This is a genomic window from Pseudoxanthomonas mexicana (assembly GCF_014397415.1).
In the GTDB taxonomy this organism is placed as follows: Bacteria; Pseudomonadota; Gammaproteobacteria; order Xanthomonadales; family Xanthomonadaceae; genus Pseudoxanthomonas_A; species Pseudoxanthomonas_A mexicana.
The window spans coordinates 3,767,935-3,790,828 of the sequence record NZ_CP060731.1 but is presented as its reverse complement, the minus strand read 5'-3'; the positions used below and the strand labels follow the sequence as shown (position 1 = coordinate 3,790,828).

At 68.4% G+C, this 22,894-nt stretch carries 22 protein-coding genes; 12 read left to right on the top strand and 10 right to left on the bottom strand.

Features of this window, described 5'->3' with window-relative positions; all coding sequences use genetic code 11:
* The first annotated feature begins 25 nt into the window (after positions 1–25).
* Positions 26–2,242: a DUF5916 domain-containing protein gene (locus tag IAE60_RS17735; RefSeq protein WP_187574799.1), complete on the top strand. Its 2,217-nt coding sequence runs from the start codon at positions 26–28 to the stop codon at positions 2,240–2,242.
* Between the two features lie 75 nt (positions 2,243–2,317).
* On the opposite strand, the gene IAE60_RS17730 is transcribed toward IAE60_RS17735, so the two are convergent.
* From IAE60_RS17730 to fusA, 8 genes are all read right to left on the bottom strand, one after another.
* Positions 2,318–2,878 carry a YceB family lipoprotein gene (locus IAE60_RS17730; protein ID WP_187573236.1) on the bottom strand — a complete coding sequence of 187 codons (561 nt, stop codon included), beginning with the start codon at positions 2,876–2,878 and terminating at the stop codon, positions 2,318–2,320.
* An 11-nt stretch (positions 2,879–2,889) separates the two neighbouring features.
* The gene (locus IAE60_RS17725) at positions 2,890–3,462 is read right to left on the bottom strand and encodes a DUF1439 domain-containing protein (protein WP_187573235.1); all 573 of its coding nucleotides are present in this window, start codon (positions 3,460–3,462) and stop codon (positions 2,890–2,892) included.
* A gap of 53 nt (positions 3,463–3,515) precedes the next feature.
* A complete protein-coding gene (locus IAE60_RS17720; protein WP_187573234.1) occupies positions 3,516–3,806 on the bottom strand; it encodes a helix-hairpin-helix domain-containing protein in 291 nt (96 codons plus the stop codon).
* A gap of 30 nt (positions 3,807–3,836) precedes the next feature.
* Positions 3,837–4,148, bottom strand: coding sequence for a DUF3861 domain-containing protein (locus tag IAE60_RS17715; protein ID WP_238394919.1), 312 nt, complete (start codon positions 4,146–4,148; stop codon positions 3,837–3,839).
* Between the two features lie 107 nt (positions 4,149–4,255).
* Positions 4,256–4,825, bottom strand: coding sequence for a M23 family metallopeptidase (locus tag IAE60_RS17710; RefSeq protein WP_187573233.1), 570 nt, complete (start codon positions 4,823–4,825; stop codon positions 4,256–4,258).
* 8 nt (positions 4,826–4,833) lie between these two features.
* A complete protein-coding gene (locus tag IAE60_RS17705) occupies positions 4,834–5,475 on the bottom strand; it encodes a tellurite resistance TerB family protein (RefSeq protein WP_187573232.1) in 642 nt (213 codons plus the stop codon).
* 150 nt (positions 5,476–5,625) lie between these two features.
* Positions 5,626–6,024, bottom strand: coding sequence for an HU family DNA-binding protein (locus tag IAE60_RS17700; RefSeq protein ID WP_162109645.1), 399 nt, complete (start codon positions 6,022–6,024; stop codon positions 5,626–5,628).
* A 252-nt stretch (positions 6,025–6,276) separates the two neighbouring features.
* Positions 6,277–8,322, bottom strand: a complete 2,046-nt coding sequence (gene fusA, locus IAE60_RS17695; RefSeq protein ID WP_187573231.1) for an elongation factor G — start codon at positions 8,320–8,322, stop codon at positions 6,277–6,279.
* A gap of 205 nt (positions 8,323–8,527) precedes the next feature.
* On the opposite strand from fusA, the gene IAE60_RS17690 reads away from it, so the two are divergent.
* From IAE60_RS17690 to IAE60_RS17675, 4 genes are all read left to right on the top strand, one after another.
* Positions 8,528–8,962 (top strand): OsmC family protein, encoded by a 435-nt coding sequence (locus IAE60_RS17690; RefSeq protein WP_187573230.1) that lies wholly within the window; start codon positions 8,528–8,530, stop codon positions 8,960–8,962.
* Positions 8,959–9,654: an alpha/beta hydrolase gene (locus IAE60_RS17685; protein WP_187573229.1), complete on the top strand. Its 696-nt coding sequence runs from the start codon at positions 8,959–8,961 to the stop codon at positions 9,652–9,654. The genes IAE60_RS17690 and IAE60_RS17685 overlap by 4 nt, the downstream gene beginning before the upstream one ends.
* A gap of 70 nt (positions 9,655–9,724) precedes the next feature.
* Entirely contained in the window at positions 9,725–10,426 is a 702-nt protein-coding gene (locus IAE60_RS17680) for a glycine zipper 2TM domain-containing protein (protein ID WP_187573228.1), read from the top strand.
* A 145-nt stretch (positions 10,427–10,571) separates the two neighbouring features.
* Positions 10,572–12,245, top strand: coding sequence for an amidohydrolase (locus IAE60_RS17675; protein ID WP_187573227.1), 1,674 nt, complete (start codon positions 10,572–10,574; stop codon positions 12,243–12,245).
* A gap of 144 nt (positions 12,246–12,389) precedes the next feature.
* Here the strand turns inward: IAE60_RS17675 and IAE60_RS17670 are convergent, their stop codons facing one another.
* A complete protein-coding gene (locus IAE60_RS17670) occupies positions 12,390–13,268 on the bottom strand; it encodes a PhzF family phenazine biosynthesis protein (protein WP_187573226.1) in 879 nt (292 codons plus the stop codon).
* A gap of 154 nt (positions 13,269–13,422) precedes the next feature.
* Here IAE60_RS17670 and IAE60_RS17665 point away from each other — a divergent pair, with 154 nt between their 5' ends.
* The 5 genes from IAE60_RS17665 (at position 13,423) to IAE60_RS17645 (ending at position 20,123) form a co-directional block, all read left to right on the top strand.
* The gene (locus IAE60_RS17665) at positions 13,423–16,053 is read left to right on the top strand and encodes a bifunctional aspartate kinase/diaminopimelate decarboxylase (RefSeq protein WP_187573225.1); all 2,631 of its coding nucleotides are present in this window, start codon (positions 13,423–13,425) and stop codon (positions 16,051–16,053) included.
* Positions 16,037–16,531 carry a hypothetical protein gene (locus tag IAE60_RS17660; RefSeq protein ID WP_185896812.1) on the top strand — a complete coding sequence of 165 codons (495 nt, stop codon included), beginning with the start codon at positions 16,037–16,039 and terminating at the stop codon, positions 16,529–16,531. Before IAE60_RS17665 ends, IAE60_RS17660 begins: the two co-directional genes overlap by 17 nt.
* Entirely contained in the window at positions 16,528–17,883 is a 1,356-nt protein-coding gene (gene murL, locus IAE60_RS17655; RefSeq protein WP_187573224.1) for a UDP-N-acetyl-alpha-D-muramoyl-L-alanyl-L-glutamate epimerase, read from the top strand. The genes IAE60_RS17660 and murL overlap by 4 nt, the downstream gene beginning before the upstream one ends.
* A complete protein-coding gene (gene murD, locus IAE60_RS17650) occupies positions 17,864–19,267 on the top strand; it encodes a UDP-N-acetylmuramoyl-L-alanine--D-glutamate ligase (RefSeq protein ID WP_187573223.1) in 1,404 nt (467 codons plus the stop codon). Before murL ends, murD begins: the two co-directional genes overlap by 20 nt.
* A 73-nt stretch (positions 19,268–19,340) precedes the next feature.
* Positions 19,341–20,123 carry a dienelactone hydrolase family protein gene (locus IAE60_RS17645; RefSeq protein ID WP_162109634.1) on the top strand — a complete coding sequence of 261 codons (783 nt, stop codon included), beginning with the start codon at positions 19,341–19,343 and terminating at the stop codon, positions 20,121–20,123.
* 13 nt (positions 20,124–20,136) lie between these two features.
* Here IAE60_RS17645 and IAE60_RS17640 read toward each other — a convergent pair whose 3' ends face one another.
* The gene (locus IAE60_RS17640) at positions 20,137–21,135 is read right to left on the bottom strand and encodes a polyprenyl synthetase family protein (RefSeq protein WP_187573222.1); all 999 of its coding nucleotides are present in this window, start codon (positions 21,133–21,135) and stop codon (positions 20,137–20,139) included.
* 153 nt (positions 21,136–21,288) lie between these two features.
* Here IAE60_RS17640 and IAE60_RS17635 point away from each other — a divergent pair, with 153 nt between their 5' ends.
* Complete coding sequence (locus IAE60_RS17635; RefSeq protein WP_187573221.1) at positions 21,289–21,777, top strand: single-stranded DNA-binding protein; 489 nt, start codon at positions 21,289–21,291, stop codon at positions 21,775–21,777.
* A 53-nt stretch (positions 21,778–21,830) separates the two neighbouring features.
* Complete coding sequence (gene rfbB / locus IAE60_RS17630) at positions 21,831–22,886, top strand: dTDP-glucose 4,6-dehydratase (protein ID WP_187573220.1); 1,056 nt, start codon at positions 21,831–21,833, stop codon at positions 22,884–22,886.
* The last annotated feature ends 8 nt before the right edge of the window (positions 22,887–22,894 follow it).

Sequence of the window (22,894 nt, the reverse complement as noted above, 5' to 3'; positions counted from 1 at the left end):
ACCGGACCCATCCCCGATCCCCATGATGCTTACCCGATTCGCCGGCGCGCTTGCGCTGGTCCTGCCATGTGCCGCGGTGCAGGCCGTCGAGATCGACGGCCGCATCCACCCCGCCGAGTGGCAGGACGCGCATCACGTCGCCGACTTCCGCAAGACCCAGCCGCTGACCGGCGAACCCGGTTCGCTCGCCACCGAGGCCTGGGTGCTCGCCACGCCGGATGGCCTGGCCATCGCGTTCCGCAACGCCCAGCCGCCGGACGTGCCCCGTACGCGGCAGAAGGTGCAGCGCGACTTCGACGAACAGGTCGACCGCGTCAATGCCTTCGTCGATTTCGACGGCGACGGGCGCACGGGCTACGCCTTCACCGTCAGTTCCACCGGCGGCATCGCCGACGAGGTCATCACCAACGAGAACCAGTTCAGCGACGACTGGGACGGCCAGTGGCGGCATGCGGTGGCCGAGGACGAACAGGGCTGGTCGGTCGAAATGCTGATCCCGTGGCACACCGCGCCCATGCGCGACGGAACGGATGGGCAGCGCACGCTGAAGGTGTTCCTGGCGCGCGTGATCGGCTCCACCGGCGAGCGTATGGCGTGGCCGCAGGCGAGCTTCGAGCGTCCGCGCTTCCTGTCGGACTTCGCGCCGATCACCGTTGCGCGATACGACCAGTCGTTGCTCGCCATCACGCCCTACGTGTCCGGCCTGTACGACAACGTCGGCGGCGGCCGCGATTTCAACGGCGGCGCGGACATCTTCTGGAAGCCGAACGGCCGCTTCCAGCTGTCGGCCACGGTCAATCCCGACTTCGGCCAGGTGGAAGCGGACGACCTAGTGGTGAACTTCAGCGCCACCGAGACCTTCATCAGCGACAAGCGTCCGTTTTTCACCGAGAACCAGGGCATCTTCGAACTGACCACGCCGTCGGACGACAGCCAGCAGCTTTACACGCGCCGTGTGGGCAGCACCGGCGACATCACCGCGGCGGTCAAGTTGAACGGCAGCCTGGGCCGGGTGAACTACGGCCTGTTCTCCGCCGACGAGGATGGCGCTACCGGCCGCCGTTACCACGCGGTGCGGCTGGTACGCGATTTCGAGATGCAGAATCTGGGCGCCATGCTGACCCGCGTCGACGATCCCTGGCGCGACCGCGAGGCCACCGTGCTCGGCGTGGACCACAACTGGCGGCCGAGCGCGCGCTGGAACGTCCGCACGCGCCTGCTGGGCAGCCGCATCGACCAGGCCGGCGACGCGCTGCAGGACTACGGCGCCACCGTCTGGGCCGACTACGAGATGGACCACGGCTGGCGCCAGCAGTGGATCGCCATGCACTTCGGTAACGACCTGCAGCTCAACGACTTCGGCTACCTGTCGCGCAACAGCACCAACTACCTGCACTGGGAAGTGCGCAGGCGGTTCACCGGCCTGCCGGAGGCGTCGCGCTATTCGTCCAAGGACTGGCGCTGGCGCGTCAGCAGCAACCACAACAACCACGGCGAGAAGCTCAACGACCAGTTCCGCATGAGCCGCGAAGGCCAGCTGCGCGACGGCAGCTACGATTATGCGCAGATCAACGTCAACAGCGCGGGGATCAGCGACACGCTGCTGCGCGGCAACGGTATCGTGCGTCTGCCGGCGAACATGAATGCGTATTTCGAGTACGAGCGTCCGCGCAAGGGCAACTGGGCGCACGAGGTCGAGGTCGAGGCCTTCGGTGGCGGCCTGGCGGGCAACCGCAAGCTGGGTTCGGCCTTCTGGTATGGGGCCACGTATTTCATCAACGACGCCTTCAGCCTCAACGCAGGTTTGAACCTCGTCAGGCGCCCGGACTGGCTGATCTGGCAGGGTGCCGCACAGGGCGACCTGGTGGGCGCGTTCGACGGTCGCGAGACGACGCTGCGCGCCGGCCTGGACTGGAACATCGACCCACGGCAGGAGCTTCGCGTGAAGCTGGAGGCGATCGCCATCAGTGCGCGGGCGCACGATGCGTGGCGCTTCGATGCGGCCGGGCATGCGGTGGCGGCCAGCGACACGGTCGAGGACTTCCAGGTGCGCAACCTCGGTTTCCAGGTGCGCTACCGCTACGAACTCGCGCCGCTGTCCTATCTGTACGTGGTGTACGCCCGCGGCGGCTACGAGCAACTGGCCGGGACGGACGGCTCCAACGACGCACTGCGCGACAGCTTCAGCCTGCGCAACGACGAGCAGCTGATCGTGAAGCTGAGCTACCGCTTCGAACTGTAGCGACACCGCCCAGAGGCCAGGCAATGCCGCACGCCTGGCCATCGAACGGCGTGGCGCTGTAGAGCGGCGCCGGGCTTAGCGTGCCGCGTCCACCGGCAACTGCAGTTCCACGTGGCCGTCGCGGATCCGCAGCGAATCGGCCGTCAGCGTGCCGGGCACCTGCGCGAGGTCCTCGGTGCTCAACCGGTACAGTGGGCGGGTGCGGGCGTACTCGCGGATCAGGTCCTGCAGCACGTCGCGCGAGCCGCCGGGCAGGCCGCGCCCACCCGCAGCGGAGCCCAGGTGTTCCAGGTGCGGATCCACTAGGTGCAGGCCGCGCGTGCCGGGGTCGTAGCGCAGGCCGCTGCTGACGACCACGTTGCCGTATTCCAGGCGCTCGCCCGTGGCCAGGGCGATGTCGTAGTTCATCTGCAGGTGCACGCGCTCGCCGGGCTGCGGGATGCTGATGTCGGGATCGCTCAGGGTCAACGATGCGAAGCCTTCCAGCAGCGACTCTTCCAGCGGAAAGCCGGCGCGCGCGGCGCTCTGCAGCTGTCCCGCATCGAACCGCAGTACGGCAGGCGTGGCCGCGGATGCCAGGAGGGGCGCGGCGAGGAAAGCGAGCAGCGCAAGGCGGGCCAGAAGCGGCTTCATCATCGTGTCGCGTCTCACTGCAGGGGGATGACCACGCGGCCATCCTCGATCTGGGGGTTGCCGATCTGCCTGCTGGCCGGCAGGCGGCGCAGCACGTCGCTCTCGATCCTGTAGACCGGCTCGCTGCGCGCGTACTCCTGCAGCACGGTATTGACCAGCTGGCGGGTACCGCCGGACATCAGCGAGCCCGCGCCGGGCACGTCCACGGAGAGGATTTCCGGGTTGTCCAGATGCAGACCGCGGGTGGCGGGGTCGTAGCGCAGGCGGCTGGCCAGCGCGAAGTGCCCGCGACTGACATCGCGCGCGCCCAGCGCGCTCACGCCGATGTCGAAGTCCAGGCGCAGCCGGTCGTCGCCGGTGGGAATGCTCAGGCGCGGGTTGGTCAGCGTGGCGGACACCAGGCCGCCGAGCTTGTCGAACTCGCGCGGGAAGCTCTGGTTGAGGTAGCGCTGCAACTGCGGCTGGGTGAAGTTGATCTGGTTGCCCAGCAGGCCGGTGACCGCATTGAGCGTGCTGCAGCCCGCCAGTGCGAGCGTGGCGCCGGCGGCAAGGGCGAGGGTGAAGAACTGGCGTCGGGTGCGTCGCATGGCAGGCTCCGGAAGGCGTCGGCGCACCATAGCCGGGCATGCCTGTCCGGACGCTAACCGGCGTGGTCGGCGAAATGGCGCTTGCGTTCGGCGGTGTAGCGCCACCACGGCGTGGGCGGACCACCTTCCATGAAGGGCACGGCGGCGATGAAGCAGTCGCACAGGCAGGGGTCGTGGCGCTGGCCGGTGGCGGCGTTCACCCGTTCGTACAGGGCATACGGGTCCTGGCGCACCAGCGCCTGTGGCGTGGCGATCCCGATGCCGCGCAGGTCGCCTGCGATGGACGGCCCGATGTTGGGGATGTCCTCGAGGGTGGCGGCTTCGGCGGCATGGCGGGCCTTCATCGTGCGGAGTTTACCCCCGCGACGTCACGCTCAGCCGGCGTCGCGACCGCGCTCCTTCAGCGAACGGATGAACTCGCCCATGTGCGGGCGCAGGGGTGCGAACAGGTCGTCGGCGTCCTTGCGGTGGTCGAGCATCAGCCCGCTCAGCAGCTTGGTGCCGACGACCAGCGCGGCGCGCTCGTCGCCGCTGAGGCCGCGCTGGCGCTGGATGTTCTCGAGAATGCGCATCCAGTCGTCATGGCAGGCGTGTTCGAATTCGATGGTGCAGCGGCCATTGCACTGCAGGCCATCGTCCTCGATGGGCGTGACGGTGATGCGGTAGCGGTGGGTGTCGTTGGGCATGGGGGCGTGCGCCGGTGGCGCGGTGGGGACCATAGCCAAGATAGGCGCGCCCGGCAGCCCTAACGAGGGGGCGCGCCGTGATGGACTGTTCCGCCGGCCGGCGTGGTTCAGCGAACGGTCGTGGACGCGGCGCCGGCCCGGAACAGCGGCAGGGGATCGTAGGCGCCCTGAGCGCCGTAGATGCCGTAGTGCAGGTGCGGCGGCGTCCCGCGCGCATTGCCCGACGTGCCGACGAAACCCAGCAGGTCGCCCGTGCGGATCACCTGGCCGGTGGACAGGTCGGGCGCCCAGTCGTCGAGGTGCGCGTAGTAGTGCCGCTCGCGACCCGGGCCCAGCACCCAGACCTGGCGGCCCCCCAGGCCGCTGTCGCGGATGGCGACGACTATGCCGCGCGTGGCGCTGCGCACGGGCGTGCCGCGCGCGGCGAAGATGTCCACGCCCTGATGCGTGCGGTCCGTACCGCGTGGTGCGCCGAAGGTGTCGGCGATCTGCCGCGCACGCACGCCGTCCACCGGCACCGGCAAGGCGTAGGGCGGTGATGCGCGCGAGATGTCCCACCACATGCGCGGCGACGCCATGAACGGTCGGCTCCATGCCCATGCGAGCAGGAGGCCGAGCAATGACAGCGTGAGCAGCCACCAGGCGATGCGTCGCCCGCGGCGCGCGGCAGGCCGCATGTGGCGGGTCAGGGCAGTGCCGGCGGCTGTGGCTGCGCCAGCTGGCGCTCCAGCTGCGCCTTCAGCGATGGCTCGAGCCGCAGTTGCTTCGCCAGCTCGTCCAGATAGGCGCGTTCCATGAAATTCTGCTCGTCGGCCACCATCAGGCTGGCCAGGTACATCTCCGAAGCGATCTCCGGCGTGCTGCCGGCACGCGCGACTTCCGCCGGGTCCAGCGGCTTTTCCAGTTCGGCATGCAGCCACTGCTGCAGTTCGCCGTCGGTGCCGATGCGCGAGAACTCGCCTTCGATCACTTCGCGTTCGCGCGCGTCGATATGGCCATCCGCCTTGGCGGCTGCCACCAGCGCCTTCAGGATCGCCTGGCTGTGCAGTTCCGCCTGCGGGGGCGGCAGCCGGTCCACGGTCTGCGGTCCCGCGCCGGCCGCGAAGCCGCCCTGCTGCTGCTTGTAATCGTTGTAGGCGCGGTAGGCCATCACGCCGATCGCCGCCAGGCCACCGTAGGTGGCCAGCTTGCGCGAGGTCTTGTTCTTGCCCAGCAGCAGGCCCAGCGCGCCGCCGGTGATGGCGCCCTTGCCGAAGTCGGCATTGAGCACGCTGCCGTTGCCGCTGGAGGATTTGAGCAGGTGGTCGAGGAAACCCTGGATCTTCATGCGTGGTGCGCCTTGTTCGGAAGGGACACTCCGGACCTGCGGGCAGCAGCATGCGATCACAAGGGGTGACCTGCGGCAGGGGCCGTACCGGCGGGCAAAAAAACGGGACGGCTAGGCCGTCCCGTTCGGGTCACGCGAGGTGCGCGGCGATCAGGCCGCGGCGTCCTTCAGCTTCTTCAGCGGACGCACCTTGACCTTCACCGAGGCGGGCTTGGCGGCGAACCACTGCTCTTCCTTGGTGAACGGGTTGATGCCCTTGCGCTTCGGCTTGGCCGGCACGTTGACGGCGGTGATCTTCAGCAGGCCCGGCAGGGTGAAGGCGCCGGCGCCCTTCTTGTTGATGGACGCATGCACGGCGCTTTCCAGCGAGGCCAGCACGGCGCGGACGTCCTTGGCGGCCACGGCGGTGGCTTCGGCGATGTGGGCGACGAGGCCCGACTTGCTCAGCGCTTCCTTGATCGGCTTCGGCGCGGCCGGCTTGGCGGCGGCCTTCGGTGCAGCTTTCTTGGCGGCCTTCTTCGGCGCGGCCTTCTTGGTGCTCTTTGCCATGTGTCCTGTCTCTACGGTCGAGTGGTTGGGTAATCGGGCCGATCGCGTCGGCATGCGAAATGTAGGGCAAAGAACTGGCGGCGCCAAGAGCGGAAAGGCCCCAAAACGCCTTTTTTTTCGGTTTTTTCTCGTTTCGCCTCCGCCGCACGTCGGAAATCGCCGGCGCCGCGACCGAAACGGCGGACGATCATGCACCGGATGCGGCATCCATCGCGCTGCACCGCGACAGGACGCCGCACCCCGCGGCGCGGCTCAGTCCTCGTCGTGCCGTGGCCGGTAGGCCTCCATCAACTTCTGTTGCACCGCCGGTGGAACGGGCTCGTAGTGGCTGAAATCCAGGCTGTAGCGACCCCGGCCGGCGGTCATCGATTTCAGTTCCGCGGCATAGCCTTCCAGCTCCGCCAGGGGAACCTGCGCCTTCACCAGGATCTCGCCGCGCACGGTGTCGGTGCCGTTGATGCGTGCGCGCTTGCCGGCGAGGTTGCCGGTGATGTCGCCGACCTGCGCTTCCGGTACCGCCACTTCCAGGTCCACTACCGGCTCGAGCACCTGCGGCCTGGCCTTGGCGATGGCATCGAGGAACGCCTTCTTGCCGGCGGCGACGAACGCCACCTCCTTGCTGTCCACCGGATGGTGCTTGCCTTCATGGACGATCACCCGCAGGTCCTGCAGCGGATAGCCGGCCACCGCGCCCGCCGACAGTACCTGGCGCACGCCTTTCTCCACCGCCGGCAGGAACTGCCCGGGAATGGTGCCGCCCTTCACCTCGTCGACGAATTCGAAGCCGGCGCCACGCGGCAGCGGCTCGATGCGCAGCGCCACTTCGCCGAACTGGCCGGCGCCGCCGGTCTGCTTCTTGTGGCGATGGTGGCCCTCGGCCTTCGCCGCGACGGTCTCGCGGTAGGCGATGCGCGGCGGCCGCGTTTTCACCTCCACGCCGTGGCGCTCCTTCAACCGCTCCAGCATGACCCTCAGGTGCAGGTCGGACAGGCCGCGGATCACGGTCTCGTTCAATTCGGGCTGGTGTTCGACCACGAAGGCGGGATCCTCCTCGGCCAGCTTCTGCAGGGCGATGGACAATTTCTGTTCCTGCCCCTTGCTGGCCGCCTCGATGGCCAGGCCGAACATGGGCTTGGGGAAATCGATCGGGGCCAGGTGGAGGTGGTCCTCGTCGTGGCTGTCGTGCAGCACGGCGTCGAAGTGCAGGTCCTCCACCTTGGCCACCGCGGCGATGTCGCCGGGGATGGCCTTTTCGATCTCCATGTGGTCCTTGCCCCTGAGCTTGAACAGGTGGCCCACCTTGAAGGGCTTCTTGCCGTCGTCGACGAAGAGTTGCGAGTCCTTCTTCAGCGTGCCCTGGTACACGCGGAAGATGCCCAGCTTGCCGACGAACGGGTCGTTGATGATCTTGAAGACGTCGGCGATGACATGCGCGCGCGGGTCGGGCACGGCCTCGATCGGCTGCGGGTCGCTGCCGTTGAGTTTGACGAATGGCGGCGGATTGGCTTCGGCCGGATTGGGGAACAGGCGCTCGGCCACGTCCAGCAGTTCCTTGACGCCCACGCCCGTGCGTGCCGATGCGAAGCACACCGGCACCAGATGGCCTTCGCGCAGGCACTGCTCGAACGCGTCGTGCAGTTCCTCGCCGGACAGTCCGCCTTCGCCCAGGTCCAGGTAGTGTTCCATCACGGTCTCGTTGATCTCCACCACCTGGTCGATGATCTTCTGGTGCCAGTCCGCCACATCGCCCAGGTCGGACACGCCGGTGGATTGCCGGAAGCAGTCGATGACCGCCTTGCCGCCGTCGGCGGGCAGGTTGAGCGGCAGCACTTCGGGGCCGAATTCCTCGCGCAGCGCCGCCAGCACGCCGGCGCAGTCGGCGCCTTCGTGGTCGATCTTGTTGATGACGATGGCGCGGCACAGGTGGCGTTGGGCGGCGCGTTCCATGAGGCGGCGCGTGCCATGCGCGACGCCCTGGTCGGCGTCGACCACGATCAGGGCGGTTTCCACCGCGGAAAGGGCCGACAGTGCCGGACCGCGGAACTCCGGATACCCCGGCGTGTCGATCAGGTTGACGTGCATGCCGCCGTGGTCGGTGCTGGCGATGGCGGTATCGATGGAGTGGCCGCGGCTCTTCTCGAGGGGATCATGATCGGACACGGTGGTGCCGCGTTCGATGGTGCCTGCCACCTGGAGGGCGCCGCCGGCATGCAGCAGGGCTTCGAAGAGTGTTGTTTTGCCGGCGCCGGGGTGGCCTGCCAGGGCCACGTTGCGGATCTGTTGCGTGCTGTACGACATGAGGCCGTTCCTCCCGTAGGTTGGGTCGAAGGGCCGTCATGGCTGTCCGGGCAGAGCGCGTCCCGTGAGCGTGGCGCTCGGCGGGCGGTCATGGCGGGCGGTCAGCATCGGCGTGCGGGGGTGGAGGGGTCAAGTCGCACTGCGGTACATGGCGTGAACATCCGGCGGTGTACCCTGCGTTTCCCCTGACCCGAGGAGTACGACCATGGCTTTGAAGCGTTACGCCGATGCGGTGTGGACCGGCGACCTGCAGTCCGGCAAGGGCAGCCTCAGCACGCCGCAGAGCGGCCTGTTCGAAGGCCAGAACTATTCGTTCAAGACCCGCTTCGGCGACGAGAAGGGCACCAACCCGGAGGAACTGCTTGCGGTCGCGCATGCCGGCTGCTTCACCATGGCGCTGTCGGCGGTGCTGGGCAAGGCGGGCTTCACGCCCGACAAGCTGCAGACGCGCGCCGAGGCGACGATGGAGCCGGGCATGGATCCGGGCCCGACGATCACCGCGATCAAGCTGACCGTCTCGGCCAGCGTGCCGGGAATCAGTGCGGCGCAGTTCGAGGAGATCGCCCAGCAGGCCAAGGCGGGCTGCGTGATCTCGCGCGCGCTCTCGGTGCCGGTGTCGCTGGAGGCGACCCTGCTTTGACGCGTTCGCGCGCCGCGCTGCTCGTGCATGGTGCGGGCGGTGGCGGCTGGGAATGGAACGTGTGGCGTGGCGTGTTGGAGGCGGCGGGCTTCCAGGTGGCGGCCCCCGACCTCGTGCCTGTGCGCGGCGACGTGGCGGCCACGCGTCTGCAGGATTATCAGGCGCAGGTGCGCGCGGCGCTGGCGGCATTGCCGCGGCCGCGCGTGCTGGTCGGTGCAAGCCTGGGCGGATTGCTGGCGCTGGATGCCGCCGAGGGCGCGGATGCGGTGGTGCTGGTGAATCCGTTGCCTCCGGTGCCGTGGCACGTGGACATGCCGGCGCGCGATTGGCCGGATGTGGTGCCGTGGCGGCGCGCTGCGCGTCTGAGCGGTACGCGCGAAGCAATGCCCGATGCGGACGACGCAACGGCGCTGTTTGCGTTCCGCCACTGGCGCGACGAATCCGGTACGGTGCTGCGCGAGGCCTGGCGCGGTGTCGCGACGGAACGTCCCGCATGCCCGATGCTGTGCGTGGCGTCCGCACATGACGATGACATGCCGCCTTCGATCACGCGCGCCATGGCCGAGGCGTGGGGCGCGGACGTGCTGCAAACGGTTTCAGGTTCGCATGTCGGGCCGTTGCTGGGACGCGAAGCGGCCGGCATCGCCGCGCAAGCTGTCGAATGGCTAAACCGGGTCGCGAAAGCCGGCTGAGTTCAGCGGTGTTTCACCCGCATCGGCCGAGCATGCCCCCACGCCAATCCGGCGTGGGGGAGTACCCGAGATGAAGCGTCTATCCGCCACCGTGCTGGCCATCGGCCTGCTCGCTTCCGGCATGGCATCCGCGCAGTCCGCGCGCTACTACGGCACGACGGATCGCTACGGCGAAGAACCCTATTACGATTATGCGCGCGTGGTGCGCGTGGACCCGATCATCGATAATGGTTATGGCCGCAATGACGGCTATCTCAACACGACGACGGGGCAGCGCTGCTACTACCGCAACGCCGATGACGTATACGCCCGCGACGAATACCGTGATGGCTATCGCAACGACGGCTATCCCGACGATCGCTATGGCGACGACGGCTACTACGGCGACCGCCACTATCCGGATCGTTCCGCCGAGACGGGCCGTACCGTCGCCACGGTGATCGGCGGCATCGCCGGCGCGGTGCTCGGCAGCAAGGTCGGCGACGGCAGCGGCCGTTATGTCGGCACCGCGGTGGGTTCGATGGTGGGCGGCATGGCCGGGCGCTCGATCTACGACAACGCACAGCGCGATCGCCGCGTGCAGCGGGGACAGGTTCGCGTCTGCGATCCGGTACCCGCCGGCAATGGTCGCTATGGCGACGATTACTATGGGGACGGCCGTGTCAGTGGATACGACGTGACCTACGAATACGGCAACCGCACCTACCATACCCGTACCGATCATCACCCCGGTGACCGTATCCGCATCCGGGTGGACGTCCGCCCGGAGTAAGTAAGCATCGCCCAGGCCTTTCATGTGAACACCACGTCGCAGGGCAGGGGAATGCCGCAACCGAGGGGCCGCAAGGCCCCTCTTTTGTTGCCGTGCGCGACGCCATTGCGCATAGTCGCGCCCTGGACCGATTGGGGAGAGCGGCATGCGGCGTCTGGCGTGGTTGACGGGATTGGGTGTGGGATGCGTGGTTGTCGCGGGCCTGGCGCAGGCGCAGGTCCACGTGCTGACGGCGGAGCGCGTGCACACGTCCGATCCGGCGCACCCTGTCGCGCAGGCGATCGCCTGGGATGCGCAGGGCCGCATTCTCGCTGTCGGCGGCGCCGACGACCTGCGCGCCCGCTATCCCGACGCCCGCCGCGTGGAAGCGCCCGGCAAGACCGTCATTCCCGGCCTGATCGATGCGCACGGCCACGTGATGGGCCTGGGCTACGCGCTGATGCGCGCGGACCTGGTGGATGCGCGCGACAAGGCGGACGTGATCGCGCGGTTGCGCGAATACGAGAAGCAGCTGCCCGCCAATGCGTGGCTGCTGGGCAGCGGCTGGGACCAGAACGACTGGCCGGAGAAGGCGTTTCCCACGGCCGCCGACCTGGATGCGGCCTTTCCCGATCGCCCCGTGTGGCTGGAGCGCGTGGACGGCCATGCCGGCTGGGCCAACAGCGCAGCGCTGCGCGCGGCTTCGGCGAAGGCGTCGCGACCGCTGGACGGCGAGTGGCAACCGGATGGCGGCCGTATCGAGCGAGCGGGCGGCCGCCCGACCGGCGTATTCGTCGATGCGGCCATGTCGCTCGTCCATGCGGTGGTGCCGGCGCCCGATGCGGCTTACCGCCGGCAGGCGCTGGAGAAGGCCACCCAGGCTGCCGTGCGCAACGGACTCACCGGCGTGCACGACATGGGCGTGTCGCGCGAGGACCTGGCACTGATGAAGCAGTTCGCCGACGAGGGGCGGTTGCCCTTGCGCATCGACGCCTATGCCGATGGCGACGACGCGGCGCTGGCGGACCTGTGTGCCGGCGGGCTGTACCGCCATGCCGGCGGCCGCCTGCAGATGCGAGGCGTGAAGCTGTATGCCGACGGCGCGCTGGGCAGCCGGGGCGCCGCCCTGCTGGAGGACTACAGCGACGATCCCGGCAACCGTGGCCTGCTCGTGACCGAACCGGCGGCGCTGGAAGCGGCCATGCGCAAGGCGCGCGGCTGCGGCGTGCAGGTGGCGACGCACGCCATCGGCGACCGCGGCAACCGGCTGGTGATGGACGCCTATGCGCGCGTGCTGGGCGATGCGGCGAAGACCGATCATCGCTGGCGTGTCGAGCATGCGCAGGTGGTGGCGCCGGAGGAATTTCCGCGATTCTCCGCATTGGGCGTGATCGCCTCGATGCAGCCCACGCATGCGACGTCGGACATGCCATGGGCGCAGGACCGGCTGGGACCGGTACGCATCCGTGGCGCCTATGCCTGGCAGCGCCTGCAGGCGAGCGGCGCGAAGCTGGCGCTGGGATCGGATTTCCCGGTGGAATCGGTCGATCCGCGTCGCGGCCTGCACGCCGCAGTGACGCGTCAGGACGGACACGATGCACCCGCGGGTGGCTGGATGCCCGACCAGCGCCTCAGCGCGGTCGAAGCGCTACGGGGTTTCACGGCCGACGCGGCATGGGCGGCGCATGACGAGGGCGAAGTGGGTCGGCTCGCGCCGGGCCTGCGTGCGGACTTCGTCGTGCTCGACGAGGATCCGCTGGCGGTGCCGGGCGAGCAGCTCGACGACCTGCACGTCCGCTCGACCTGGGTGGATGGCAAGGCGGTGTACGAAGCAGAGTAAAGGCTACATCTGCAGGAGCGATGTAAGTCGCGACCGGGGCGTTGGGTGAGTGGCGATGCGTGGCGCATGCATACACCAGGGTTTCCTCGTACCGCCTGCCTTGCGGTCGCGACTCACGTCGCTCCTACAGTGGGCGCGAACGCATCACCAGTCGATCTGCCCGGTCACGATGGTGCGCACATGGCCGCCGGACCAGACATCGCCGGCATCGTCGACGCGCAACTGCAGGCGGGCGTCGTAGCCCACCTCGCGGCCCTGGCTGACGACGTAGCGTCCGTCGCGGCCGGGCAGGGCATCACGTGATTTCAGCCACGCCGCCAGCGTGGCGTTCGCCGCACCGGATGCCGCGTCCTCGAACGCCGCCGGTGCACCGACGAAGGCGCGCACGGCCAGGTCGTAGTCACGACCCGGTGTGCGTGCGTAGGCGCACACGCCCATGCTGTCGGTGGCCCGCGCCAGGGCACTGATCGCATCCCAGTCGGGCGTGGCGGTCCGCAGCGCGGCTTCGTCGCGCACCTCGGCCAGCCACCAGCGGCGGCCGCCATCGACCAGGGCGGGCGGCAGCCCGCCGGGAGGCAGGGCCGCGAGGGCGGCACCCAGCAGCGCGTCGCCTGCGGGATCGCCTTCCTTCACCACGGTCGCGCGCGGCGTGCGCACGGCGATCGTGCGCGCCGCGCCGTTGCCCTCGACGCGCAGCGGCAGCACGCCGGCCGCACCTTCCTGCAGCAGCAGGCCATCGACGGGGGCTGCAAGGCCGGCATCGAGCACCACGTGCGCGGTACCGACGCTGGGATGGCCGGCGAACGGCACCTCGCGGCGCGGGCTGAACATGCGCACCGCGTAGCTGGCATCCGGGCGCGTGGGCGCGAAGACGAAGGTGGTTTCCGGCAGTCTTGTCCAGCGGGCGATGGCCTGCATGGCGGCGTCATCGAGCCCGGCGGCGTCGAGGATGACGGCCAGCGGATTGCCCGCGCCGGGGCGGTCGGCGAACACGTCCAGCTGGACGTAGCGGCGAGAGGTCATGGGGGGGATTCGCGTGGGGGCCGGGCAGCTTATCAAGTCGGGTGACTGCCGACGGGGTTCGTTGCATGCGGTACGGTCCGGGTCGCACGCGGGGCCTTGGGCTAGAATCGACGGTTCACGCCCGAAGGGTTCGGGCATCCTCGCCACTCTATCCATGCCTTCTGCCACTCCCGCGTCTGATCGTTGGATCGTCCTCAAGTTCGGCGGCACCTCGGTGTCGCGCCGCCATCGCTGGAACACGATCGGCAAACTGGCGAAACAGCGGGCGGACGAGCAGGGCGTTCGCGTGCTGGTCGTGGTGTCGGCGCTGTCCGGCGTCACCAACGAGCTGACCGCCATTGCCGACGGCGCGGCCGACAGTGCCGAGCGCGTGGCGAAACTGGAACAGCGCCACCGCGAGTTCCTTGTCGAACTGGAGCTGGATGCCGATGCCGTACTCGGCGACCGGCTGGCGGCGCTGTGCAACCTGCTGGTCGATGCGCGTGCCGCGACCCGCACGCTGGACTGGCAGGCCGAGGTGCTGGCGCAGGGCGAGCTGCTCTCGTCCACTCTCGGTGTGGCCTATCTGCGCGCGCAGGGGCTGGATTTCGGCTGGGTGGACGCCCGCCACTGGCTGCAGGCGAACTTTCTGCCCAACCAGAGCCCGTGGGCGCAACGACTGTCGGTGTCGTGCAACACCGCGCCGGACCAGGACTGGCGCCGCGCGTTCGCCGGCCAGCCGACGACCATGCTGCTGACGCAGGGTTTCATCTCCCGGCATGCCGATGGCGGCACCGCCATCCTCGGGCGCGGTGGTTCGGATACCTCCGCCGCCTACTTCGGCGCACTGCTGGGTGCGCAGCGCGTTGAGATCTGGACCGATGTGCCCGGCATGTTCAGCGCGAACCCGCGCGAAGTGCCCGATGCCCGACTGCTGACGCGGCTGGATTACTACGAAGCGCAGGAAATCGCGACCACCGGCGCGAAGGTGCTGCATCCCCGTTCCATCAAGCCCTGCCGCGACGCCGGCGTGCCCATGGCGATCCTCGATACCGAGCGCCCGGACCTGCCGGGGACCACCATCGACGGCAATGCCCTGACCGTGCCGGGCGTAAAGGCCATCAGCCGCCGCAACGGCATCGTGCTGGTGTCGATGGAAGGCATCGGCATGTGGCAGCAGGTCGGCTTCCTGGCCGACGTGTTCGCCCGTTTCAAGAAGCATGGCCTGTCGGTGGACCTGATCGGTTCGTCGGAGACCAACGTCACCGTGTCGCTGGATCCCAGCGAGAACCTGGTCAGCACCGACGTGCTGGCCGCGCTGTCGGCCGACCTGGCCGAGATCTGCCGGGTGAAGGTGATCGCGCCATGCACGGCCATCACCCTTGTCGGGCGCGGCATGCGCTCGCTGCTGCACAAGCTGTCCGATGTCTGGGCCATGTTCGGCCGCGAACGCGTGCACCTGATCTCGCAGTCGTCCAACGACCTCAACCTGACCTTCGTGATCGACGAGGCCGATGCCGAGGGCATGCTGCCGCTGCTGCACGAGGCCCTGATCGACAGCGGCGCCATGCCGACCGACGAGGCCAGCGTGTTCGGACCCAGTTGGCGCGAGATCAACGGTGCCGTGCGACATCGCGGCGTGCGCTGGTGGAGCGCATCCGCTGCGCGCAGGCATCTGCTGTCGCTGGCGCAGGCGGGCACACCGCGCTATGTCTACAACCTGGACGTGGTGCGCGCCCGCGCCCGCGCACTGGCGGGCATCGCGGCGGTCGACCGGCGTTTCTTCGCGATCAAGGCCAACTCGCATCCCGACATCCTGCGGACGCTGGTGGAGGAGGGCTTCGGCCTGGAATGCGTCTCCCGCGGCGAGCTCGAGCGCGTGTTCGAGGTGGCGCCTTCGCTGCCGATGGAGCGCGTGCTGTTCACGCCCAGCTTCGCACCGCGCGAGGAGTACGCCTTCGCCCTGGAGCGCGGCATCAACGTCACGCTCGACAATGTGGAAGCGCTGCAGCACTGGCCGGAGGTGTTCCGCGGCCGGCGCCTGTGGCTGCGGGTGGACCTGGGGCGCGGCGACGGCCACCACGACAAGGTGAAGACCGGCGGCAAGACATCCAAGTTCGGCCTGCCGCTGGTGAAGCTCGAGGAGTTCCTGTCCACCGCGCGTGCGCTGGACGCGCGCGTCGTTGGCCTGCACGCGCACCTGGGCAGCGGCGTGGAAAGCGCGCAGCACTGGAACCAGATCGCCGACGAGCTGGGCGGGCTGGCGGACCAGATCGGCACCATCGAGACCATCGACATCGGGGGCGGACTGCCCATCCCCTATGCGGAAACGGACGAGCCCTTCGATCTGGCGGCCTGGGGCGAAGGTCTCGCGGCGATCAAGGCGGCGTATCCCGGCTATCAACTGGTGATCGAGCCGGGTCGCTATCTGGTGGCCGAATGCGGGGTGCTGTTGGCCCAGGTCACCCAGGTGGTGGAGAAGCTGGGCATCCGCCGGGTGGGCAGCGATGCCGGCATGCATACGCTGATACGTCCCGCGCTGTACGACGCCTGGCACGATGTGGCCAACCTGACGCGCCTGGATGATGCGGAACAGGAAGCGTTCGATGTGGTGGGTCCGATCTGCGAATCCAGCGACATCTTCGGCAAGCGTCGCCGGCTGCCGTCGGCGACAGCCGAGGGCGACGTGCTGCTGTTCTCCGACGCGGGTGCCTACGGCTACGTGATGGCCAGCCACTACAACCTGCGCGGCCTGCCGGCGGAAGACGTGATGGAAGGAGTGCCCGGCGATGTCGCCGCGGACTGAATTCATCGTGTCCAGCCTGATGGCCGCTGCGGCACTGACCGTCGCAGTCGTGTTGCTCATGGACGCGGACCGCCGCACGCCCGGAATGGCGGAGCTGGCATCCGCGTTGCGCCTTCTGCCGGCCACGGTGCTGGCGGCCGGGTTCGGCGCGTGGTCCGTCACCCGCTGGCATGCGCGTGCCAGCGCGGCCGGACGTGGATGGAAGGCCGGCGGCATGGCGCTGCGCGTTCTGCTGGCGATCTTCCTGCTGCTGCCGTTCGCGATCGCCGTCTGGGCGGTAGTGGCCACCGGCATCGACCAGCTGGCGGCCAGCCGGCCGGCAGGATTCGCGGAGGCGCTGGCCTGGTTGCCTGTCATCATCTTCTACGGTTCCCTGGCGGCCTTGCTGTTCGGCGCCGTACCGCTGTTCGTTCTTGAATACTTCGCCTGCCGCCGCTACCTGCGCCGCCAGGCCGTTCCTTCCACGGATCACGCATGACGACTTTCGACAAATCCAGCATCCGCGCCTTCCGTTTCGTCCGCTGTTCCTTCGATGCGGAGACCGGCGTCGCGCGGTTGGTGTACGCCTTCGACGAAGGCCCCGAGCTTACAGAGACCGTGACGATCCCGGGCGCGCCGTTCGCGCTGGACGCCACTCGCGCACAGGCCGTCGAGCACGCCGTGCGCCTGCTGCACCTGATCACCGGCGTCAGTTACTACAAGGCAGCGGTGCCGAACGAGATCCGCATCGAGGGCTATGCCATCGATGCCGCCACCGCGGTGCTGATGGAGCAGGTCTACGTGCACGGCTTGGGCGAGTTTGCGTATCGCAATGGCTTGAGCCTGCACGGTCGCGTGCGCTTCCCGGTTGCGGCGCAGGCGCCGGCACCGGCGGCCGCGGCCGGATTGCGCGAGCATGCGCTGGTCGCCATCGGCGGCGGCAAGGATTCGCTGGTCAGCATCGAGGCGCTGCGTGGCGCGGGCGTCGACCAGACCGTCACCTGGATCGGCGGTTCGCAGCTGATCGCCGCCTGCGCGGCCCGTACCGGCCTGCCGACGCTCAACATCGGCCGCGCGCTGGCGCCGGAGCTGTTCGAGTACAACCGCCAGGGCGCATGGAATGGGCATATCCCGGTCACCGCGATCAACTCGGCGATCATGGTCCTGGCGGCGCTGCTGCACGGCGTGGACCAGGTGGTGTTCTCCAATGAGCGTTCGGCCAGCTACGGCAGCATGATCCCGGGCACCGGCGAGGTGAACCACCAGTGGTCGAAGGGCTGGGCGTTCGAGAGCGCCTTCGGCGCGTACGTGCAGTCGCACGTCGCCGCCGACCTGCAGTACTACTCGCTGCTGCGGCCGCTGTCGGAGTTGGCGGTGGCGCGGCAGTTCGCCCGCACCGATCATTACGACGCGCATTTCTCCAGTTGCAACCGCAATTTCCATCTGCTGGGCGAGCGTCCCACCAACCGTTGGTGCGGCGTGTGCCCGAAATGCCACTTCGTGTTCCTCGCGCTGGCGCCGTTCATGCCGAAGCCGCGCCTCGTCGGCATTTTCGGGCGCAACCTGTTGGACGACGCGAACCAGACCGGCGGCTTCGACGCCTTGCTGGAGTATCAGGACCACAAGCCTTTCGAATGCGTCGGCGAAGGCCAGGAATCGCGCGCGGCGATGGCCGCGCTGGGTGACCGGCCGGAGTGGCGCGAGGACGCGATCGTCGCGCGTTTCAACCGCGAGATCCGCCCGCAACTCGACGCATCAGAACTGGTCGTGGCGCCGTTGCTGGAAATCGGTGGCGAGCACCGCATTCCTGCTGCGCTGTGGGAGCGCCTGCGTGCGAATTTCGCAGCTTGAGGGTCGGCGTGTCGCGCTGTGGGGCTGGGGACGTGAAGGCCGCGCCGCGCATCACGCCGTGCGTGTGCGGCAGCCCTCGCTGCCGCTGACGCTGTTCTGCAACGAACAGGAAGCCGCGGACGCCGCGGCGCTGGGCGACCCGCTTCTGTCGGTGGAGATCGAAGCGGGCGCCGAACGCCTTTCCGCGTTCGAGATCGTCATCAAGTCGCCCGGTATCAGCCCCTACACCCCCGCGGCAGTGACCGCGGCCGCGGCAGGCACCCGCTTCATCGGGGGCACCGGCCTGTGGTTCGGCGAACACGCGGGCGACGACGGTGTGGTCCCGCATACGTTCTGCGTCACCGGCACCAAGGGCAAGAGCACGACCACCTCGCTGCTCGCGCATCTGCTGCGTGCGGCGGGAAAGCGCACCGTCCTGGCGGGCAATATCGGTCTGCCGATGCTGGAGGTGCTGGATCCTCAGCCGGCGCCGGACGAATGGGCCATCGAACTGTCCAGCTATCAGACCGGCGATGTCGCCGACAGCGGCGCACGCCCGGACGTGGCGATCGTCCTGAACCTGTTCCCCGAGCACCTGGACTGGCACGGCAGCGAGGCGCGTTACATCGAGGACAAGCTGAAGCTCGTCATGGACGCACACCCGCGCATGGCCGTGCTCAACGCCGCTGATCCGCGGCTGGCCGCATTGGCGCTGCCGCACAGCGACGTACGCTGGTTCAACCGTGACGACGGTTGGCACCTGCGCGAGGACGATCTGTACCGGGGCAACGTGTTCGTCATGGACACCCGCCCGCTACCGCTGCCGGGACGCCACAACCGGAGCAACCTGTGCGCCGTGCTGACGGCGCTGGAGGCGCGGGGCATCGATGCGCTGCCGCTGGCCGCGCAGGCGCAGTCGTTCCGTCCGCTGCCCAACCGTCTGCAGACGATGGGGACGCGCGACGGCATCACCTGGGTCAACGATTCCATCAGCACCACGCCGCACGCCACGCTGGCCGCGCTGGACTGCTTCGCGGGACGGCGCATCGCGCTGCTAGTCGGTGGGCACGACCGGGGTGTGGACTGGTCCGATTTCGCGGCGCACATGCGCCACGACGCGCCGGCCACCCTCATCACGATGGGCGCCAATGGCCCGCGCATCCACGCGTTGCTCGCACCGGTGGCGCAGGAGGCGGGGTTCACGCTGATCGGCGTCGAGACGCTGCCGGAGGCGATGACGGCCGCGCGCGGGGCGCTGGGCGGCGAGGGCGTGGTGCTTCTGTCGCCCGGCGCGCCCAGCTTCGGTCAGTACAAGGACTACGTCGCGCGTGGCCGCCATTTCGCGGAGCTGGCCGGATTCGATCCGGACGCGATCACGGCGATCCCGGGCCTGGGTCTCGCCTGAGCCATCGCGTGAATCCATTCGCAGGGAGGCGGCGTAGACTGGTTCCTCAGCCTGCCCACACGAGGAACCCGCCATGCGTTGCCGACTGCTGCTGCCTGCTGTGTTCTCGCTTCTCTGGTCGCCCGCCCTGTTCGCCGCGCCCATCGCCAAGCCCGTGGAATGGACGATCGGCGGCGACACCTTCGCCGGCGTCCTGGTCTATGACGATGCGGTGAAGCAACCGCGTCCCGGCCTGGTGATGGTGCCCAACTGGAAGGGCGTGAACGATTCCGCCATAGAGAAGGCGCGCCTGGTCGCCGGCGACGACTACGTGGTGCTGGTCGCCGATGTCTACGGCAAGGGTATCCGTCCGAAGACCGATGCCGAGGCCGGCCCGGTGGCCACCGCGATGCGTGCCGATCGACCGAAATTGCGTGCCCGTGTCCAGAAGGCGGTCGAGGTGCTGAAGCAACAACCCGGAACGCTGGTCGACGTGACCCGCATCGGCGCATTCGGTTACTGTTTCGGTGGCAGCACGGTGCTGGAACTGGTCCGCGCTGGCGATGCGTTGTCGGGCGTGGTCAGCCTGCATGGCGGACTCGCCACCGACCTGCCCGCCGCCGGTCCGGTGAAGTCGCCCGTGCTGGTGCTCAACGGCGGCGACGACACCTATGTTTCGGCTGCGGAAATCACCGCGTTCCAGGACGAGATGCGCAAGGCGGGTGCCGATTGGCAGTTCGTCAGTTTCGGCGGCGCGGTGCACTGCTTCGCCGAATCCGATGCGCAGAATCCGCCGGGTTGCGTCTACCACGCACCCTCGGCCCGACGCGCCTACCGGATGATGGCGGACTTCTTCGAGGACGTGTTCGCGAAGTGAGGTGGGGCGCGGGTCAGTGCCCGCGTTCCACCGCATAGCGGGCCAGGCCGCGCAGCGCGGCCAGCGCATCGGATTCGGGCAGGCCATCGAGCGTCTGTTCGGCCATCGCCGCGTAGTGGCGCGCACGCTCGCGGCTGTAGTCCAGCCCGCCGGTCGCACGGATGGCGGCCAGCACCTCGGGCATGGCGCCCGCGTCGCCTTCCTGCACGATGGCGCGCAGGCGATCGGCGGTGCCCGTATCGGAATGACGGATCGCGTGGATCAGCGGCAGCGTGGCCTTGCCCTCAGCCAGGTCGTCGCCCAGGTTCTTGCCCAGCGCTTCGGCATCGGCCGTGTAGTCGAGTACATCGTCGGCGATCTGGAAGGCATAGCCCAGCGCCATGCCGTAGTCGTACAGGCGGCGCTGGATCCCCTCATCCGCGCCCGACGCCATCGCGCCCAGCCGGGTGCCCGCGGCGAACAGCACGGCTGTCTTGCGCTCGATCACGCGCAGATAGGCGGCTTCATCGGTATCCGGGTTGTGGACGTGCAGCAGTTGCAGCACCTCGCCCTCGGCGATGCGGTTGGTGGTGTCGGCCAGCAGTCGCATGACGTCCATCCGGTCAAGCTCCACCATCAGCTGGAAGCTGCGCGAATACAGGAAGTCGCCTACCAGCACGCTGGGTGCGTTGCCCCACAGGGCATTGGCCGTGCTGCGACCGCGGCGCAGGTCGGATTCGTCCACCACGTCGTCGTGCAGCAGGGTGGACGTGTGGATGAACTCGATGATGGCCGCCAGCTGGTGGTGGTCCGACGTGGTCGGGCCGCAGGCCTGGCCCGCCAGGACCACCAGCATGGGCCGCAGGCGCTTGCCGCCGGCGGAAATGATGTGGTCGGCGATCTGGTTGATCAGCACCACGTCCGAGGCCAGGCGCGCCCGGATCAGGGCATCGACGGCGGCCATGTCGGCCTGGGCGAGCGACTGGATGCCGGGCAGGGCGAGGGCGGTGCGGAGGGGTTCGACGACGGACATGGGGCGACTGGCCGGAAAGTCACGCAATTATAGGGTCTTGGGTGCGGCAATGCCCTACAGGCGCGTGGGCCGGCGGCCGATGGCGAAGGCCAGGCGGGTATACTCCACTGGTCTTTGCCCGCGCTCGGCGGGCATCCCTGAACGGATATCGATATGGCCCGCGGCATCAACAAAGTCATCCTGGTCGGCAACCTCGGCAACGACCCCGAAACCCGCTACACCCAGGGCGGCATGGCGATCACCCGGATCAGCCTGGCCACCACCAGCGTGCGCAAGGACAAGGACGGCAACCAGCAGGAACGCACCGAATGGCATCGCGTGGTGTTCTTCGGCAAGCTCGGCGAGATCGCCGGCGAATACCTGCGCAAGGGCAGCTCGGTGTACGTCGAAGGTTCGATCCGCTACGACAAGTACACCGGCCAGGACGGACAGGAGAAGTACTCCACCGACATCATCGCCGACGAGATGCAGATGCTGGGCGGCCGTGAAGGCGGCGGTGGCGGCGCGGGCGGAGATCGCCCGGCGCGGGCCCCGCGCCAGGACTACGGCAACCAGGGCGGCGGCCAGCGCCGGCCGGCGCCTGCACCGGCCTCGCAGCCGGCGCCGATGGACGACTTCGCGGATGACGATATCCCGTTCTGAGGCGTCTCAAGTCGCTGGGGTCGCAATCAAGCTGATTTGAAAGGAGCAGTAGCGTGCCGACATGGCTGGTCACCGGCGGAGCCGGTTTCATTGGGGGTAATTTCGTTCTGCGTGCCGTCGCAAGCGGCGTGAAGGTCGTCAACCTGGATGCGCTCACCTACGCGGGCAATCTGGATACGCTGGCTTCGGTACAGGACAACCCTCTGCACGTCTTCGTCGAAGGCGATATCGGCGACCGCGCGCTGGTCGCGAGGCTGCTAGCCGAGCATCGTCCGGATGCGGTGGTGAACTTCGCCGCCGAGAGCCACGTGGATCGTTCGATCGATGGACCTGCGGCGTTCATCCAGACGAACGTCGTCGGTACGCTAGGATTGCTCGAGTCGGTCCGTGACCATTGGAAGGAACTGGAAGGGGAGGCGCGCGAGCGATTCCGCTTCCTGCACGTGTCCACCGACGAGGTCTACGGTTCGCTGGGCGATACCGGAAAGTTCACTGAATCAACGCCGTACGCGCCCAATTCGCCGTATTCGGCCTCGAAGGCGGCTTCCGACCACCTGGTGCGCGCGTTCCATCATACGTATGGCCTGCCGGTCCTGACCACCAATTGCTCGAACAACTACGGTCCCTATCATTTCCCGGAGAAGCTCATTCCGCTGATCATCGCGCGCGCGCTTGCCGGGGAGCCGCTGCCTGTCTATGGTGACGGCAAGAATGTCCGCGATTGGCTGTTCGTTGGCGACCATTGCCAAGCCATCCGGACCGTTCTGGAGAAGGGGCGGGTAGGCGAGACGTACAATGTCGGCGGCAACGCCGAGATGCAGAACATCGAGGTGGTGCACGCGATCTGTGCGCTGCTCGACGAACGGGCGCCTCGCGCCGATGGGAAGCCGCGCAGCAGCCAGATCACCTTCGTGGCCGATCGCCCGGGGCACGACCGCCGTTATGCGATCGATGCGTCCAAGCTGCGCGACGAGCTGGGCTGGGAGCCGGAATACACCTTCGAGCAGGGCATCACGGAGACCGTCGACTGGTATCTCGCCAATCAAGCCTGGGTGAAGCGAGTGCTGGACGGCAGTTACCGCCTCGAACGCATCGGCACGGCCGTCTGAGGTGGATG